This is a genomic window from Rhodanobacter sp. B05, assembly GCF_002001085.1.
Taxonomy (GTDB): domain Bacteria; phylum Pseudomonadota; class Gammaproteobacteria; order Xanthomonadales; family Rhodanobacteraceae; genus Rhodanobacter.
Map to the genome: position 1 here is coordinate 66,415 of NZ_MUNU01000011.1, position 17,254 is coordinate 83,668.

Sequence of the window (17,254 nt, forward strand, 5' to 3'; positions counted from 1 at the left end):
GCAAAGGCATCGCCCGCGAGCGGGCTCCTACGGTGATTGAAGCGGATCACGGTGCTTCCTTGAGCATCGCGGCGATCGCCGGTTTCAGTTTCGCTGCCAGCACATCCGGGGTGATCGGCCCGATGTGCTTGTAGCGGATCACGCCCTTCGCATCGATCAGGAAACTTTCCGGTGCGCCGTAGACGCCGAAGTCGAGCGCGGTCTGACCGGATTCGTCGGCGATCAGCAGGGCGTACGGATTACCGTGCGCCGCCAGCCAACCCTTGGCGTCGGCCGGCGCATCCTTGTAGTTGTAGCCGACCAGCTTCACGCCCAGCGTGGGCGCCGCCGCTTCCAGCACCGGATGTTCCACGCCGCATTCGATGCACCAGCTGGCGAACACGTTCAGCAGATAAGGCTGGCCCAGCAGGTCGGTCTTGCTGACCGTCTGCGCGGGCTCGTAGAGTTTGGGCAGGTTGAAGGCGGGCGCCGGCTTGTTGAGCAACGGCGTGGGAATCGCATTTGGATCGTGCTGGGTGTTCCACCAGATGCCGAAGCCGAACAGGGCGACCAGCAGCATGAAGCCGATGAACGGCAGCAGGCGATTCATGCGCGGGTTTCCTGCAGCACCAGATCCTCGCGAACGGTGGCCGCGCGCTTGAGGCGGAAGCGCTTGTCCGCGGCGCAGGTGAAGCCGCCCAGCATCATCAGCAGGCCGCCACCCCAGATCCAGCGCACGAAGGGCTTGGTGTAAAGCCGCAGCGACCACGCGCCCTCGATGTTGCCGGCGTCCATCGGCTCGCCCAGGGCCACGTAGAGATCGCGGAAGATGCCGGCGTCGACGGCCGATTCGGTCTGCACCTGGCCACGCAGATAGGTGCGCTTCTGCGGATGCATCACGGCCACTGGCTTGCCGTCGCGGGTCACTGTGACCACGCCCTGGTCGGCCTTCCAGTTTGGTCCGGTGGTACGGTGTGCGCCGTCGAAGCGGAAGTCGTAACTGCCGATGTGCTGGGTCTGCCCCGGCGCCATGCGCACGTCACTGGTCACGCTGAGCGACTCGGACAGCAGCACGCCGGCGATGAACACGCCCACGCCCAGATGCGCCAGCAGCATGCCCGCCATCTCGGCCGGGTAACGACGGCCACGCGGCACTTCGCGCCAGCGCTTGATGGCATACAGCAGCACGCCGACGCTGAGCCATACCAGCGACGCCACGCCGGCGATCGCCTTGAGCTTGCCGTCGACGAAGAACGCCGCCACGATCGCGCAGGCCACCGCCGCGATGCCCGCGCGCAGCAGCACCTGCTTGAGCATCGGTGACTCGCCCTTGCCCCAGCGCAGGAACGGTCCGAACGGCAGCAGCAGCACCACCGGCAACATCAGCAGCGGAAACAGGAAGCCGAAGTAGGGCGGCCCGACCGAGATCCGGCCCAGGTTCAGTGCATCGCCCACCAGTGGAAACAGCGTGCCCAGCAACACCATCGCCGCGGCCACCGCGAACATCAGGTTGCCGATCAGCAGGACGGTTTCGCGCGACAGCAACTGGAACGCCTTGCCGCCGGCCACCCTGGGCGCGCGCAAGGCATACAGCAGCAGCGAACCGCCGACCACGATGGTGAGGAAGGCCAGGATGAACACGCCGCGTCGCGGATCGGAGGCGAACGCGTGCACCGAGGTGAGCACGCCCGAGCGCACCAGGAAGGTGCCGAGCAGGGAGAGCGAGAACGCGAAGATCGACAGCAGGATCGTCCACGCGCGCAGCGAGCCGCGCTTCTCGGTGATGGCCTGCGCATGGATCAGGCCCAACCCGACCAGCCACGGCATGAAGCTGGCGTTTTCGACCGGGTCCCAGAACCACCAGCCGCCCCAGCCCAGTTCCGCATACGCCCACCAGCTGCCGGCGACGATGCCCAGGGTGAGAAACGCCCAGGCCACGTTGGTCCATGGTCGCGCCCAACGCACCCACGCCTGTTCCAGCTCGCCGCCGAGCAGGCCGGCGATGGCGAACGCGAACGCCACCGAGAAGCCGACGTAGCCGGTGTACAGCACCGGCGGATGGAAGGTCATGCCCGGGTCCTGCAACACCGGATTCAAGTCAGCGCCGTCGCCCGGCATCGGCAACAGCCGGCCGAAGGGATTGGAGGTGAAGATGATGAAGGCGAGGAAACCGACGGCGATCAGGCCCATCACCGCCAGCACGCGCGAGGCGAATACCTCGGGCAGTTTCTGGCTGAACGCGGCCAGCGCCACCGTCCACACGTTGAGGATCAGGATCCACAACAGCAGCGAGCCCTCGTGCGCGCCCCACACCGCGGCAATGCGGTAGTACCACGGCAGTTCCAGGTTCGAGTTGTCGGCCACGTACTGCACCGAGAAGTCGAAATGCAGGAACGCCCAGACCAGGATGCCGAACGCAAACGTCACGAACACCGCCTGACCCGCCGCCGCGGGACGTGCGACGGCCATCAGCGCACGGTTGCCGCGCCAGGCGCCGATCAGCGGCAGGATGCCCTGCGCCAGTGCCAGCAGCAGGGCGAGGATCAGCGCGAGTTGGCCGAGTTCGGGGGTCATGGCATCTTGTCCTGTGCGGCAGCGGCGTCTTCGATCTTCTTGTTCGCATGCGCCTTGGCCATCGCGTCCTTCAATTCCTTGGGCATGTAGGTCTCGTCATGCTTGGCCAGCACTTCGGTGGCGACGAAGCGGGCGCCGTCCATGTGGCCGCTGGCGATCACCGACTGGTTGTCGCGGAACAGGTCGGGCAGGATGCCGGTGTATTCCACCGGCATCGCGCCGCCGGCATCGACCACGGTGAAGGTGACCTTGAGCGAATCCTTGCTGCGCTGGATCGAGCCGGCCTTGACCATGCCGCCGAGGCGGAAGGTCTTGTAGTCGCTGGCCTGGCCCGACTGCACCTGGCTCGGGGTGAGCAGGTAGTTCATGTTGTTCTGCAGCGCGACCACCACCAGCACGGCGGCGACGGCGGCCGCGGCGAGGATCGACAGGACAATGGTGAGTCGGCGTTTGCGGGTGGGATTCATGGGCATGGCAGTCGGCCGCCGCCAGTCAGGCGGAGGGTGGTGTGGAAGAGGGTGGCGTCGAAGCGGTGTCGCGTTCCTGGCGAGCGCTCTGACGGGCCACGCGAGCGCGGAGTTCACCGAGCAGGCGACGACGGCGCAGGCGTGGCGAGAGCGTGTCGGCGATCAGCACGATGAAGAACACCGCATAGGCCGGCCATACATACGCCGCATAGCCGCCCATCATGAAAAACGACTGCATGGCGTTCATCGATCCGCCTCGCTCTCGGCGATCTTGCGCACCCAGTCCTTGCCGCTTTCCAGATCGAGCAGGTCGGTCTGGGCACGCCGGAACAGGCTGGCGGCGTAATAGAACTTGGTGGCCAGCGTCATCGCCAGCAACGGCCACAGCATGTCCCAGGAAATCTTCGAGTGGCCGAAGATGTTCACCGTGCTGCCCTGGTGCAGCGTGTTCCACCAGTTCACCGAGAAATGCACGATCGGCACGTTGATGATGCCGATGATCGCCAGGAAGGCCGCGGCGCGCGCACCCTGGCGACGATCCTCGAACGCGTGGTACAGCCCGATCACACCGAGGTACAGGAACAGCAGCACCAGTTCGGAGGTGAGCCGCGCGTCCCACGTCCACCAGGTGCCCCACATCGGCTTGCCCCACAGCGAGCCGGTGACCAGGGTGATGAAGGTGAACGCCGCGCCGATCGGCGCCGATTCCATCGCCACCACTTCGGCCAGCTTGATCCGCCACACCAGCGCGATGAAGGCCGACACGCCCATCACCGCGTAGATGAACATGCTCATCCACGCGCTGGGCACGTGGATGAAGATGATCCGGTAGGCGTCGCCCTGCTGGTAGTCCGCCGGCGCCAGCACCAGGCCGCCGTAGAGTCCGATGATGCCGCACAGCACGGCCAGCGCCATCGCCCACGGCCGCAACGCGCCGGCAAAGCGGTAGAACGTGGGCGGCGAACTCAGCCGGTGCAACCAGAGCGGGATCCAGTTAGCCATAGAAGTCGGGGATCAGCAGTCCAGGGCAATACGAAGGGCGGCGGCACAGGCCAGCGGTGCCAGCACCACGGCCAAGACCAGCACGGCGGCGAGCCAGCTGATCGGTGCGAGCCAGGGCAGGCCCTGCTGCGCGGCGGCCACGGCGCCGGCGGCAAAAATCAGCGCCGGAACGCACAAAGGCAGCAGCATCAAGGCGAGCAGCATACCAGAGCGGCGGGTGCCGGCCGTCAGTGCGACCAGTACTCCGCCGAACAGGCTTATCAGTGGCGTCACCAGCAACAGGGCCAGCAGCAGCACCGGGATGACCGCGGCAGGCAGATGCAGCATCGCCGCCAGCAGCGGCGCGATCACGATCAGCGGCAGCGCGGTGGTGAGCCAGTGGGCGAGGATCTTCATGCCCAGCATCAGCGCCAGGGGCTGCGGCGCCAGCATCAGTTGTTCCAGCGAACCATCCTCGATGTCGCTGGCGAACATCGCATCCAGCGCCAGCAGCATCGCCAGCAGGATGGTGACCAGGATCACGCCGCCGGCGATCCGTTGCAGCAAGCTGTCTTCCGGCCCCAGCGCGAACGGGAACAGCATGGTCACGATCAGCGCGTACAGCACCGGCATCGCGATGTCGCTGCGCCGGCGCCAGGCCAGCACCAGGTCGCGCCGCAACACGGCGATGCAGGCGCCGGCCAGGCGCGGGCTCATGAATGCATCCGGATATGGCGTGGCTCGCCGCCATGGAAGCTCACCGCACCGTGACTGGTCACCAGGGCGGCGCCACCGGCCGCAGTATGGTTTTCGAGCAAGCCGTTCACCAGCGCGATGCCATGGCGGTCGAGGTTGGCGTAGGGTTCGTCGAGCAGCCACAGCGTGGCGGGCAGCAGCAGCAGGCGGGCCAGTGCCGCGCGCTTGCGCTGGCCGGCGGAGAGACGGCGCACCGGCTCATCCTCGTAACCGCGCAGGCCGATTGCCGCCAGTACGTCCTCGACGCTCGCGCCTTCGCGGCAGCCGCAAAGACCCGCGGCGATGCGCAGGTTTTCGCGCGGGCTGAGGTCGGTCTTGAGACCGAGCTGGTGGCCGAGGAACAGGATCTCGCCGGCGCAGGCGTCGCGCTGCAACGGCGCACCGCGCCAGTGCAATTCGCCGGCGGCGACGTGCAGGAGCCCGGCCAGCATGCGCAGCAAGGTGGTCTTGCCGCTGCCGTTGTCGCCTTCGACCAGGGCCAGCTCGCCCGCGTGCAACTGGAAATCCAGCGGCGCGAACACCGGTTCGTCCTGGCGGTAAAAGCTCAAGGCCCGCGCTTCGAGCAGGGGCACGGCGGCAGCGGCGACGGTCATCTCCGTGATTGTCCGCAATGCCGGTAGCGCTTGTCCATGCGGCGTGCTGCCGCTGGCCGGTCAGCCGAGCATCCGCAACAGTGCCGCATCGCTGCCCTGGCCGTGCACGTAGGCGAGCTGGCCGTGCCGAGCGGCCAGTTGATCCAGCACGTCGACGTCCGCTCCGACAACGAACAGGCTTGGCTCGCTCCAGCCGCTGGTGCCCACGCCGATCGCCGGCCGCACGATGACATCGGGCACGACACGCAGGGCTGCCAGCAGGTCTTGCTGGGCGCTCAGGTTCTGCGCGCCGGGACGCCTGGATGCCTTCGGATTCCAGGCCGTGATGAAGGCCCACGGGCGCGCACCGACCAGCGGCACCAGCTCGGCCGGCAGTGGCAAGTCGATGCGGATCGTCGCCCAGGTCACCGTGTCCAGGTTGACGTGGTAGGAAGTCTCGCGGAACGCCTCGAGCAGGGGCTCATCCATGACGCAGGGCCGCCAGCGGTGGCAGGCTGGACTGGAACAGCCGAACCGCTGCATCGAGATCGATATCGGCAACCCGCGGCACATCACGCAGCAGTTGTTCCAGCAACCCATCCTGGGCGCGCCCCCGTTCCAGCGCGTAGGCGTAGGGCACGTGGGTGAAGGTGACCAGGCGATAGCGCGCCATGTAGTGGCTGGGCAACCGCTGGGCCAGCAGGGCGCCGAGTTCGCGCTTGGCCAGGTAATGCGGATCGGCGACCGAGTCACGCATCTCGATGTAATTCTCCAGCGCCATCTGCGCGATGGCATCGGCATTGGGCTGGCGCTGGCGCTGGAATTCGGCGAACACCGCGGCGCCGTCGCCCGGCGTAGCGGCCAGCAGGTCGGCCAGCACCACGGTGTCCTCGAAGCCGCAGTTCATGCCCTGGCCGTGGAACGGGACGATAGCGTGCGCGGCATCGCCGACCAGCAGCGCGCGGCCATCCAGGTGCCAGCGATCGAGGTACAGGGTCGACAGCGTGCCCACCGGGTTGTGGTCGTAGTCTTCGGCGAAGCGCGGCAGCAGCGACAGCAGGCCCGGGAACTGCTCGCTGAAGAATGCCGCGGCGGCGGTCGAGTCGGGCAGGGTGGCAAAACTGGGTGCCGCACCGCTTGCCGGCAGGAACAGGGTTACCGTGAAACTGCCCTCGGTGTTCGGCAAGGCGATGCACATATAGCCACCGCGCGGCCAGATGTGCAGCGCATGCGGTTCCAGCGCGAACTGGTCGCGGCCGCCGCCGAGTTGCCGCAGCGCGGGCGACAGTTCGCTGGCGGAAGGGATTTCCAGTTCCTTGTAACCGTGTCCCAGCGCTTCGACCCGCTCGCCCAGGGGGGCATGGGCATTCATCGCGGCGCGCAGCGCGGAACCGGCACCGTCCGCGCCGATCAACAGGCCCGTCGATACCTCGCGCTCGTTGCCGTCGGTATCGGCAAGCCGGATGTGTTGTGCGTCGAAGTCGGCAGCGACCAGCGATTGCCCGAAGTGGAGCCGCACACCAGCTGCCTCGGCCGCATCCAGCAGCAGCATGTTCAACGCGCCGCGCGAGACCGACCAGATCACTTCACTGTCGTCGACGCCATAGCGTTGCAACGCGCTGTTGCCGTCGCGGTCGTGCACCATGCGCCCGCGCATCATTACCGCGCGCTGCAGCACCTCGTCGGCCAGCCCCGCCATGCGCAGTGCCTGCAGGCCGCGCTCGGCCAGGGCGAGGTTGATCGAACGGCCACCCAGAAAACCGGCGCGTCGTGGATCGGGCCGCTTCTCGTATACCTCGACTGCAAAGCCATGCCTGGCGAGTTGCACGGCCAGCAACGCGCCGACCAGGCCGCCGCCGATGAGGGTGATGGGTTGCTGCGCCATGCTGCGATCCGTGGAGGAAACCTGCCCACTGTTCCGCAAGCGACGCCAGACTGCAATCCCGGTGGCGCGGTTCGCCATATTGACGAATCCTGCTCAGCCTTGCGTCGCTGATCGGCGAACCCCGATTCCCCGCGCCGGACTGCGCAAGTTCCGGTTCAGGTGATTTCCAGCGCCCGCTTCAACGGTCGCTTCAGCACGAACGCCAGCACGCCGCCTGTAGCGGCGATGCCGGCGTGCATGGCCCAGAATCCCGCCGGCGTCATGTGCTCGTAGAAACCGCCCAGCCAGCCGATGATGGTGTTGCTGACGAACAGGGTCAGGAACACGGCGCCCATCAGCGTCGCCTTGAGTTTCGCGGGTGCAGCGCGCGACACCAGCGCCAGCAGGGTCGGCCAGTAGTACAGGAAGCCGATGCCGAGCAGGATGTCGTAGATGATCGGGAACAGCACATTGGCACGTGCGCTGATCAGGCAGGCGGTCACCAGCAGCAGATTCGCCAGCATGGTCAGCCACGCACCCGTGCCGATCTTGCCCAGATCATCCGGCTCGCTGCCACGCGCGGCCTGGAACCGCCACAGCGCCAGCAATACCGGCACGCCGAGTATGCTGGCCAATGGATCGATCGAGTTGAACCAGGCCACCGGCACGTGGAAGCCGAGCAAGTCGAGGTCGACACTGCGATTGATCCAGACCAGATTCATGTTGGTGTTCTGGTAGTAGCCGATGCTCTGGAAAATGGTGATCGCCGACACCAGGCCCAGCGCCACCACGATGCGCCATTGGCGCCGATCCAGCGGCGCCTTGGTCACCGTGGGCGTCGCGCGTGGACGGTCTGCCGGCAGGTAACGGAAGCCGGCGATGTAGGTGATCAGGCCGATCAGCATCAGCGCGCCGGCCAGTCCGAAGCCCGCATGCCACCCATACAGCTGGGCCAGCAGACCGACCAGCAACGGGCCGAGTACCGCGCCGACGTTGATGCCGACCGAGAAGATCGCGAAGGCGCGCGTGCGCCCCTCGCCATCGGTCTCGGCGTACAACTCGCCGACCTGGGTCGAGATATTGCCCTTGAGCAGGCCGCAGCCGGTGATGAGCAGGAACAGCGCCAGCAGGAACGAGGCATCGAAGGCCATCGCCAGATGGCCGGCGCTCATCATCACGGCGCCCAGCATGACTGCGGTGCGTCGGCCGATCCAGCGATCGGCGACCCAGCCGCCCAGCACCGGCGTGAAATAGACCAGGCCGGTGTACAGGCCCATGATCTGCGAGGCCAGCGCCAGCGTGGTCATCGATCCGAACACGGATTCCAGCGCGGCGCGGAAGCTGGTGAAACCGACGATGCCCTCGACATGCCCCGGCGTGAGCAGCGCCTGGCTCATGTACAGCACCAGGATCGAGGTCATGCCGTAGTAGGAAAATCGCTCCCACGCCTCGGTAAAGCTGAGGTAGGCGAGCGCCATCGGCTGGCCGAAAAACGTGCGTGGCTGAACCTTCGTACTGGTGTGCATGCGTCCCCCGGGTCGGCGGAGCCTGGTCCGAATCGATGCGCGTGGACACCACGGGCAATATCGCGCTACGGAGCGGGCGTCAGAAACTCATGAAATAACCGCCGTTCACCGGCAGGTTGGCGCCGGTGATATAGCCGGCATCGTCGGCAGCAAGGAAGGCCACGGCGCGCGCGATGTCGGCGGGTGAGCCGAGCCGGCCGACCGGAATACCGGCAACGATCTGGGCGCGAATCTCCGCGGAGACCGCGGCAACCATCGGCGTGTCGCAATAGCCGGGTGAGACCGTGTTGACGGTGATGCCCTTGCGCGCGGTTTCGCGCGCCAGCGCCATGCTGAAGCCGTGCACGCCGGCCTTGGCGGCGGAATAGTTGGTCTGGCCGAACTGGCCGGTCTGGCCGTTCACCGAGCTGATGTTGACGATGCGGCCAAAGCCGCGCGCCGTCATGCCCTCGACCACGTTGCGGCACAGGTTGAACACGCCGTCGAGGTTCACGTGCATCAGTTCGTGCCATTGCTGCGACGTCATCTTTCGCAGGCTGGCGTCGCGGGTGATGCCGGCGGCGTTGACCAGGATGTCGATGCTGCCGTGCTGCTGCTCGACGCGTGCCGCAAGTTGCTGGCAGCTGTCGAAGTCGCTGACGTCGGCCGGTTCGAAGGCAATCGCACCGTCGAGATCGGCCAGCTCGCGGCGAAAAGCCTCGATGCGCTCGGCCCGGGTGGCCAGGTCCACCGCAATGACCTGGCGGCCGGCAGCGGCCAGTTGTCGGCAGATTTCCGTGCCCAGTCCACCGATGCCGCCGGTGACGATGGCGACGCGCCTTGGAGTGTCTGTCTGGTTCATCGGAGTGGGTGTGCGGGCCGGATCATGCCGCAGGACAGCACATGTTGTGCTGCAGCGGTGGGGAATGGGGATGCCGATGGAACGACGCCGGCGTCATCGGCCAGGCTGGTTTCAGCCGGATTTCTTGCTGTCGCGCTTGCTGGCCGGTGGCGGCGTCGGCATGACCTTGGCGGCGGTGTCGATCAGGCCGCGCTGCATGGCCTGGAACGCGGCCATGTTGCGCTCGGTCAGGTCGTTCAGCGTGTTCCACGGGGTCTGCCCCATCAGGCTGTTGAGCTGGCTGCGGAACTGGGTCTGCTGGTCCAGGAATACCTGCAGGCTGCGCTCCAGGTAAGGTCCCATGAAGCCCTGCAGCGAATCGCCGTAGAAGCGGATGATCTGGCTGAGCAGCTGCGGCGACAGCATCGGCTGCCCCTTGTCCTCGTGCTCGGAGATGATCTGCAGCAGCACCGAACGGGTCAGGTCTTCGCCGCTCTTGGCGTCGCGGACCTCGAAATCCTCGTTGTCCAGCACCAGCTGGCGGACTTCCTCCAGCGTGATGTAGCTGGAGATCTCGGTGTCGTACAGACGCCGGTTCGGATACTTCTTGATGGTGCGCTTGGTTTGTGCCATGCGACACAAGCTAGCAGAAGATATTGCGCCGCACCAGTCATCGCGGGGCAGGTTTGCTGCAGTCGAGGGCTGCAGCAATTCCGCTTGCCACCATTTCGCTTGCCTCAATTTCGCTCGCCCGGTCAGTGGCCGACGGCGCCACCGGTGTTGCCGAATGGCGGCCGGGCGAACCACAACAGCGGAATCATTGCCAGGAACATCACCGCACACACGATGTACACGTCGTTGACCGCCAGGGTCAGCGCCTCGCGCGTGATCAGCTGATCGACGATGCCCAGTTGCTGCGTCGGCGCAAAGCCGGCGTGCCTGAGCTGCTGCAGAAAACTCGTGGCGGCCGGGGCCGCGGGGCTGATGTGTTCGGTCAACACCGCATGATGGTATTCGCCGCGATGCTGCCACAACGTCACCGTGGCGGCCGTGGAAATGCTCGAACCCAGCGTGCGGCAGAAATTGGCCAGCCCCGACGCGCTGGCCACCTGGTCTGCGGGCAGGCCGGACAGGTACATCTGGTTCAGCGGGATGAAGAAGCAGGCGATGCCGATACCCATCACGAAGCGCGGCAACACCAGCGTGCCGAATGAAGCCGAGCTGTCGAAGCCGGCAAACCAGATCGAGGTAACCGCAAACACGATGAACGCGAACGTCACCACCGCGCGCAGCTCCAGTCGCTGGATGTTTGAACCGATGATCGGCGCCATCACGAACGCCAGCACGCCCACCGGCGCACTGGCCAGGCCGGCCCAGGTGGCGGTGTAACCCAGGTCGATCTGCAGCCACAGCGGAAACACCACGTTGATGCCGAAGAACGCCATCATGCCGAGCGACAACGCGACCACCGCCACGGTGAAGTTGCGCCGCTTGAACAGCGCCAGGTCGATCACCGGATGCTTCGCGTGTACCTCCCACACGATCAGGAAGGTCAGGCAGACCAGGGCGATGATGCCCAGGGTCAGGATCACCGGCGAGGAAAACCAGTCGTTGTCGTTGCCGTTGTCCAGCATGAATTGCAGCGCGCCCACGCCAACCACCAGCAAGGTCAGCCCGATCACGTCGATCGGCGCCTTGAACGTCCTGGTTTCGCGTTTGTGCAGCAGTGTCCAGGTGATGATCGCCGCCAGCGCGCCGACCGGCACGTTGATGTAGAAGATCCATGGCCACGAGAAATTGTCGGTCAGCCAGCCGCCCAGGATCGGCCCGAAGATCGGCGCGACGACCACGGTCATCGCCCACAGCGCAAGCGCGATGCCCTGACGCTGCTTCGGGTAACTGGACAGCAGCAACGCCAGCGACAACGCCACCATCGGGCCGGAGCCGGCGCCCTGCAGCAGCCGGCAGATGACCAGCATCGGCATGCTGGTGGCCATGCCGCACAGCATCGAGAACAGCACGAACAGCCCGACCGAGGTAATGAATGTGCGCACCTCGCCGAAGCGCCGCGCCAGCCAGCCGGTCAGCGGTTGCATGATCGCGCTGGCCAGCGCGTACGAGCTGATCGTCCAGGTGCCTTCGCTGGGGCTCACGCCGAGGCTGCCGGCGATGTGCGGCACCGAGACGTTGACGATGGTCATGTCCAGCACCTCCATGAAGGTGCTGAAGGCGACCGCGATGGTCAGCAGGACCAGCGCGCCGCCTTGCAGCGGTTTCGGCGGACTGGCGTCGTTGGGGGTGGCGGCCATCGGATCGATTCGGCTCAGTGGGCGTTGCGCGGCAGGTTGGCGCGAATGATCTGACCGGCTTCCGCGTCGGCCTTGCTGGCCATCTGCTGGTAGACGTCGGTCTCGGCCACCGGCTGCTGTGCGGGCGCGTTGGCCAGCACCGAGCCCTGGTCATGGGTGATGTCGACGGTGACTTCGGTGGACAGGCCGATCCGCAGCGGATGCTTGTCCAGCTCCTGGTTGTCCAGCGAGATGCGCACCGGCACGCGCTGCACCACCTTGATCCAGTTGCCGGTGGCGTTCTGTGCCGGCAACAGCGAGAACACGCTGCCGGTGCCGGCGCCCAGGCCGATCACCTTGCCGTGGAATTCGGCATCGTCGCCATACACGTCCGACACGATCTTCGCCGGCTGGCCGATGCGCAGGTGACGCAACTGGCTCTCCTTGAAGTTCGCCTCGACCCACAGGTCGTGCAGTGGCACCACCGTCATCAGTTGCTGGCCGGGTTGCACGCTGTTGCCCAGTTGCACGCTGCGCTGGGCCACGTAACCGGAGACCGGTGCGTAGATCGCGTCGCGCTGTGCGGCAACCCAGGCGGCGCTGAAGTTGGCGCGCGCCTGCATCACGACGGGATTCTGCGCCACGTCGGTGCCTTCGATCGCCGCGTGCGCCGCGGCCGATTGCGCCGTGGCGGCGTCCAGTGCGGCATGTGCCTGGGCCACGCCGTCGCGCAGGTGCTGCACGATCTCGGGCGACTCGGCATGCGCAGCCAGCAGCGGCAGGTGACGCTTCAGGTCGGCTTCGCTCTTCTGCAAGGCAAGCCGGGCGGTTGCCACCTGCGCGTCGGCGCCGCTGGCCGAACTGGTCTGCTGGCGCACGCCGCGCACGGCCTGCGCCAGCGCGCTGCGGGCCTGCTCGAGGCGCACGTTGGCATCGGTGGGGTCCAGCCGCACCAGCACCTGGCCGGCGACCACGCGCTGGGTGTCGTCGGCAAGGATCGCCACCACCGTACCCGGCACCTGCGCCGAGATCGCCACCTGGTTGCCGCCGACATAGGCATTGTCGGTCTTGACCCGGGTGGAGAGCACGAAGAACCACAGCAGGAACCAGGCCGCGCCGGCGAGGATGAAGACAGCGGCCACGATGAACAGGGCACGCCTGCGCTTGGCCGGATCCTTGGCGGCCATGCCGCTGTCGTTGTCGACGGAAGACTTGTCGGTTTCAGTGGCGCTCATGGTCGGCAGCTCCGGCGGTAACAGGGGAAGTGGGGTTCTTGTCGGCGCGGTCGGGGGCTTCGTAACCACCGCCCAGGGCCTTGATCAGGGACAGCTCCGTGCTCACGGCCTGGGCATCCAGTTGCGTCGCCGCGTCGCGTTGCTGCAGCAGCTGCGCCTGCGCGGCGAGGCCCTCGCGGGCGTCGCGCACGCCTTGCGCCGCGCGCGCCCGCGCACTCGCCAGCAACTGCCTGTCGGCGTCCAGCTGTGCCTGTTGCTCGTGGCGGCGGGCGGCGATCTGCTGCGCGCCCAGTGCCTGCGTGGCCACTTCGCGCGCGGCGGTCAGCACGGTACTGTTGTATTGCGCCACTGCCGCATCGAGCTCGGCCTTGCTCACGCCGTAGTTCGCTTCGAGCGAGCCGCCTTCGAAGATCGGCAGGTGCAAGGCTGGTGTCAGCGACATGGTGCGACTGCCGGCGGTGAGCAGCTTGCCCAGGTCGATGCTGGACAGGCCGGCCATCGCGCTGATGCTGAAGTCCGGGAAGAATTCGGCGCGTGCGGCGTCGGTCTTGCGCAGCGCAGCTTCGACCTGCCAGCGGCTGGCGGCGATGTCGGGACGACGGGCGATGAGGTCCAGCCGGACATCGGCGGGAACGCCACCGCTCACCGCGGGCAGGGCATGCGGCTTGAGTTCGGGTAGCTGATCCGGCGCGAGTCCCAACAGCGAAGCGAGCGAGACACGGCGGATTTTCGCCGAGCCATCCAGGGCCACGCGCATTTCGCGAATGGCGGCGAGCTGCGCGCGCGCCTTCTGCGCCTCGTCGGGCAGGTCGACGCCCTGCTTCACGCGCAATTCGGCGATCTGCACGAACTGCCGCTGGGTGGCGAGCAACTGGTCGGCCAGTTGCAGGCGGACCTGGTCGGCCTGCCAGCCGAAGTAAGTATCGGCCACGGCGTATTGCAGTGCCAGCGCGGCGGCGCTGCGCTGGGCCTCGGCGGCATGTGCCTGGTCCAGCGCGGCTTCCATCGTGGCGCGCTTCTTGCCCCACCAGTCGAAGTCGTATTGCAACTGCGCGCCGACGTCGGCCTGGTTGTACCAGCTGAAGCCGAGGAACTGGCTGGGGATGAGGCCATGGTCGCTCAGGCGTTGCCGGGCGACCTGCGCGCTGCCGTTCACCGACAGCCCCAGTTGAGCCGCCGCCAGCTTCGCCGACTGTTCGGCGTTGCTCACGCGACTCTGCGCCAGTGCCAGATCCGGCGACTGCTGCATGGCGCGGTCCATCAGGTCGTCCAGTTGCGGGTCCTGGTACTGGCGCCACCATTGGGTTTCAGGCCAGCCGTCGCGGGTAGGGGCCTGCAGGCCGGCGAGCGGCACGTCGTCGCGCAGGGCCGGTTGGCCCAGTCTGGCGGGCGCGTGAGCGCAAGCGGCCAGCATCAGCGTGATCGCGGCGGCAAGCGTCGCGCGATGGCGGAGCGGGACAGGCTTCATCGCGGGGTCCTTCATGGGAGGCGGCGTTCGCTCAACTGGTCGAGGTTGCCGGCGAGCTTGCGCAGCAGGCGGTCGAACTGGCGCTTGTCGGTCGCGCTGAAGCCGGCAAACATGGCGCCGAGCTGCGGGAACATCGGCGGCAGCATCTTCTGCACGAAGCGTCGGCCAGCCGGCGTGATGCGGATCAGTACTCGGCGCCGATCATCTTCACTGCCGCCACGGGTGATCAATCCGCGCTTGACCAGCGTATTGGCGATGCGGGTCATGTTGGTGGCGCCCTGGGTGGTGAACTCGCACAGCTCGCCAGGCGTCGAACTGCCGTCGGGCCGGCTGTACAGAATCATCAGGGTCAGGAATTCGCTGTGATTGAGCTTGTGCGGCTTGAGCTTGAATTCCAGCTGCTCTTCGATGATGCCGCCGAGCATCAGCATCAACCGGCACATCCGCGCTTCCGGCGCCGGCATCTGAGGAATGATCTGGCCAACCCGGCCGATCCCTTCGTCCATCATCACGATGCAGTTCGCCAGTCTGGCCATTTCACTGATTCATAGTTCACCAGTGAACTAAAATAGCAGCCGTGGTCCGGGGCTGGCAAGTGACCGAAGGCACGGGCTTCAGGTCAGCCCGAACAGGTTGCACGCGTTGCGGGTGGTGGCTTCGGCGATGCGTTCTTCCGATTCGCCGCGCAGCGCGGCAACGCAACGCAACACCTCGGTAATCCGGGCCGGTTCGTTGCGCTGGCCGCGATGGGCGGCGTCCGGCTGGTCCGGTGCGTCGCTTTCCAGCAGCAGGAACTCGATCGGCATCTTCGCCACGATGCGGCGCAGTCGTTGCGCGCGTTCGTAGGTGACCGGGCCGCCGATGCCGATATGGAAGCCGATGTCCCACAGTTGCCTCGCCTGCTGCTCGCTGCCGGAGAAACTGTGCACGACACCGCGCGAATCGCCGTTTCGGCGCAGTGCGAGGCTGACTTCCTCCAGCGCCTGGCGCGCATGCACGATCACCGGGAGGTTTCGCCGGTGTGCGAGCTGCAACTGGCGCATGAAATAGAACCGCTGCTGGTCGGGATCCAGCTCCGGCAAATGAAAATCCAGCCCGATCTCGCCCACCGCGACCGCCTGGCCGTCATCCAGCCACTCATCCAGGCGGTCGAGATGCTGCGGTGCATGCCGGGCCAGATAGACCGGATGCAATCCGTAGGCCGGGTGGATGTCGGATCGGGTTTTGCACAGTTCCCTGATGCGCGGCCAGCTGTCGGCATCGACCGCGGGTACGACCATGTGCCGGATGCCGGCGTCGACGGCGCGCTCGATCACCTCGGGGCGATCGGCGCCGAATGCCTCGTGGTCGAGGTGGACATGGCTGTCGAACAGCGGATACATGACGGGTTTCCGGAAATGTGTGTGCGTGGAATGGTGAAATACGCGTGAGGGCCACGTCATGAAAGCGGTCTAGCTGGGATTCAGTTGCACGCCGGTTCAATGGTTGCGCAGATTATTGCGTCCGCTGCTTATTATTACGTCTGCTGCACATTCCGGACATTACGCTGCATACATGCTTACAGAGGAGAACTTGATGATGAACAGTTTGATGGTCAACGTGCTCAAGGCGGGGATCGCGGCGGCCCTGGTCACCGGTGTTTCCGCCTGCAATCGCAGTGCGGATGCGGGTGCTTCCACCGACGCGGCCGGCACGACGGCCGGCACATCCGCGGACGCCCAGGCGGGTGTCAAGTATGCCCAGGTGGTCAGTGTGGATCCGGTTCGCTCGACCGTGAACAACCCGAAGCAGGTGTGCCATGACGAAACCGTCACGCATTCGGCGCCCCCGAAAGACCAGCATCGCATCGCCGGCACTGCCATCGGCGCCGTGGTCGGCGGCCTGGTCGGCCATCAAATCGGCGGCGGCAAGGGCAAGACCCTGGCCACGGTGGCCGGTGCGGTCGGCGGCGGTTATGCCGGCAACCGGATCGAGGCCAGCCGTCAGAAACCCCAGGTGACCACGTCGGTGGAGCGCCAGTGCGATACCGTCAACAACACCAGCAGCAAGATTGTCGGTTACGACGTTCGCTACGTTTACAACGGCGTTACCCGCACCGTGCGCATGGATCACGATCCCGGTGACCGCGTGCAGGTGCAGGAGGGCGTGACTGCGGTATCCGATGCCCATTGAGCCCGTCCAACCCACAGGAAATCACACGATGAATGCACTGACTCGAAAGATGGCTCTCGCTGCGGCGATGACGGCGGGACTCGCCCTCGCCGGTTGCGTCACGCAACCCTACGCCAACAACGGCTATTACCAGGGGCAGTCGCGCGCTTACTCCAACCAGCCGGCACGTTGCAGCACCTGCGGCGTGGTGCAGGAAGTGCAACAGGTCTATGTCCAGAACAACGGCAATGGCGGTACGCTCGGAGCCATCATCGGTGCGGTGGCCGGCGGCGTTCTCGGCAGCACGGTAGGCAAGGGTGATGGCCGCAAGGCCGCCACCGTGGCGGGTGCGGTGGCCGGTGGCGTGGTCGGCAACCAGGTCGGCAAGCGCAGCGGTGGTGGAGACGCCGCATGGCGCGTCGTGGTTCGACTCGACGATGGGCGCTATGCGACGGTGACCCAGCGGGAGGACCCGGGTCTGCGCCGGGGCGACTATGTCGAGGTGCGCAACGACCACGTATACGCACGCTGACATCGCAATAACGCCTTGGCCGTCTGGACGGCCAAAACAAA

19 protein-coding genes are annotated in these 17,254 nt (G+C 66.3%); 2 read left to right on the forward strand and 17 right to left on the reverse strand.

Annotated elements, in window-relative coordinates; genetic code table 11:
* Window positions 1-46: 46 nt before the first annotated feature.
* The 17 genes from B0E47_RS05195 to B0E47_RS05275 form a co-directional block, all read right to left on the reverse strand.
* Window positions 47-589 (reverse strand): DsbE family thiol:disulfide interchange protein, encoded by a 543-nt coding sequence (locus B0E47_RS05195; RefSeq protein WP_077512945.1) that lies wholly within the window; start codon window positions 587-589, stop codon window positions 47-49.
* Window positions 586-2,553: a heme lyase CcmF/NrfE family subunit gene (locus B0E47_RS05200; protein WP_077512946.1), complete on the reverse strand. Its 1,968-nt coding sequence runs from the start codon at window positions 2,551-2,553 to the stop codon at window positions 586-588. The genes B0E47_RS05195 and B0E47_RS05200 overlap by 4 nt, the downstream gene beginning before the upstream one ends.
* Entirely contained in the window at window positions 2,550-3,020 is a 471-nt protein-coding gene (ccmE, locus tag B0E47_RS05205; RefSeq protein ID WP_174566958.1) for a cytochrome c maturation protein CcmE, read from the reverse strand. Before ccmE ends, B0E47_RS05200 begins: the two co-directional genes overlap by 4 nt.
* Before the next feature lie 25 nt (window positions 3,021-3,045).
* Window positions 3,046-3,267 carry a heme exporter protein CcmD gene (gene ccmD / locus B0E47_RS05210; protein ID WP_077512948.1) on the reverse strand — a complete coding sequence of 74 codons (222 nt, stop codon included), beginning with the start codon at window positions 3,265-3,267 and terminating at the stop codon, window positions 3,046-3,048.
* Window positions 3,264-4,022, reverse strand: a complete 759-nt coding sequence (locus B0E47_RS05215; protein WP_077512949.1) for a heme ABC transporter permease — start codon at window positions 4,020-4,022, stop codon at window positions 3,264-3,266. Before B0E47_RS05215 ends, ccmD begins: the two co-directional genes overlap by 4 nt.
* 12 nt (window positions 4,023-4,034) lie before the next feature.
* Entirely contained in the window at window positions 4,035-4,718 is a 684-nt protein-coding gene (ccmB, locus tag B0E47_RS05220; protein ID WP_077512950.1) for a heme exporter protein CcmB, read from the reverse strand.
* Window positions 4,715-5,350, reverse strand: a complete 636-nt coding sequence (gene ccmA / locus B0E47_RS05225) for a cytochrome c biogenesis heme-transporting ATPase CcmA (protein WP_077512951.1) — start codon at window positions 5,348-5,350, stop codon at window positions 4,715-4,717. The genes ccmB and ccmA overlap by 4 nt, the downstream gene beginning before the upstream one ends.
* Before the next feature lie 60 nt (window positions 5,351-5,410).
* Entirely contained in the window at window positions 5,411-5,818 is a 408-nt protein-coding gene (locus tag B0E47_RS05230; RefSeq protein WP_077512952.1) for a DUF3293 domain-containing protein, read from the reverse strand.
* A complete protein-coding gene (locus B0E47_RS05235; RefSeq protein ID WP_077512953.1) occupies window positions 5,811-7,214 on the reverse strand; it encodes an NAD(P)/FAD-dependent oxidoreductase in 1,404 nt (467 codons plus the stop codon). Before B0E47_RS05235 ends, B0E47_RS05230 begins: the two co-directional genes overlap by 8 nt.
* 155 nt (window positions 7,215-7,369) lie before the next feature.
* Window positions 7,370-8,719 carry a peptide MFS transporter gene (locus B0E47_RS05240; protein ID WP_077512954.1) on the reverse strand — a complete coding sequence of 450 codons (1,350 nt, stop codon included), beginning with the start codon at window positions 8,717-8,719 and terminating at the stop codon, window positions 7,370-7,372.
* 79 nt (window positions 8,720-8,798) lie between these two features.
* Complete coding sequence (gene phbB / locus B0E47_RS05245) at window positions 8,799-9,560, reverse strand: acetoacetyl-CoA reductase (RefSeq protein WP_077512955.1); 762 nt, start codon at window positions 9,558-9,560, stop codon at window positions 8,799-8,801.
* 111 nt (window positions 9,561-9,671) lie between these two features.
* Window positions 9,672-10,172 carry a polyhydroxyalkanoate synthesis repressor PhaR gene (gene phaR / locus B0E47_RS05250; RefSeq protein WP_077512956.1) on the reverse strand — a complete coding sequence of 167 codons (501 nt, stop codon included), beginning with the start codon at window positions 10,170-10,172 and terminating at the stop codon, window positions 9,672-9,674.
* Between the two features lie 122 nt (window positions 10,173-10,294).
* Window positions 10,295-11,848: a DHA2 family efflux MFS transporter permease subunit gene (locus B0E47_RS05255; RefSeq protein ID WP_077512957.1), complete on the reverse strand. Its 1,554-nt coding sequence runs from the start codon at window positions 11,846-11,848 to the stop codon at window positions 10,295-10,297.
* A gap of 14 nt (window positions 11,849-11,862) precedes the next feature.
* A complete protein-coding gene (locus tag B0E47_RS05260) occupies window positions 11,863-13,062 on the reverse strand; it encodes an efflux RND transporter periplasmic adaptor subunit (RefSeq protein ID WP_077512958.1) in 1,200 nt (399 codons plus the stop codon).
* Window positions 13,049-14,530, reverse strand: coding sequence for an efflux transporter outer membrane subunit (locus B0E47_RS05265; RefSeq protein ID WP_077512959.1), 1,482 nt, complete (start codon window positions 14,528-14,530; stop codon window positions 13,049-13,051). Before B0E47_RS05265 ends, B0E47_RS05260 begins: the two co-directional genes overlap by 14 nt.
* An 11-nt stretch (window positions 14,531-14,541) precedes the next feature.
* The gene (locus B0E47_RS05270) at window positions 14,542-15,066 is read right to left on the reverse strand and encodes a MarR family transcriptional regulator (protein ID WP_077512960.1); all 525 of its coding nucleotides are present in this window, start codon (window positions 15,064-15,066) and stop codon (window positions 14,542-14,544) included.
* Window positions 15,067-15,144: 78 nt separating this feature from the next.
* Complete coding sequence (locus B0E47_RS05275; RefSeq protein ID WP_077512961.1) at window positions 15,145-15,912, reverse strand: TatD family hydrolase; 768 nt, start codon at window positions 15,910-15,912, stop codon at window positions 15,145-15,147.
* Window positions 15,913-16,108: 196 nt separating this feature from the next.
* Here B0E47_RS05275 and B0E47_RS05280 point away from each other — a divergent pair, with 196 nt between their 5' ends.
* A complete protein-coding gene (locus B0E47_RS05280) occupies window positions 16,109-16,702 on the forward strand; it encodes a glycine zipper 2TM domain-containing protein (protein ID WP_077513001.1) in 594 nt (197 codons plus the stop codon).
* Between the two features lie 28 nt (window positions 16,703-16,730).
* On the forward strand, window positions 16,731-17,213 hold the full coding sequence (locus B0E47_RS05285) for a glycine zipper 2TM domain-containing protein (RefSeq protein ID WP_077512962.1): 483 nt from the start codon (window positions 16,731-16,733) through the stop codon (window positions 17,211-17,213).
* Window positions 17,214-17,254: the final 41 nt, after the last annotated feature.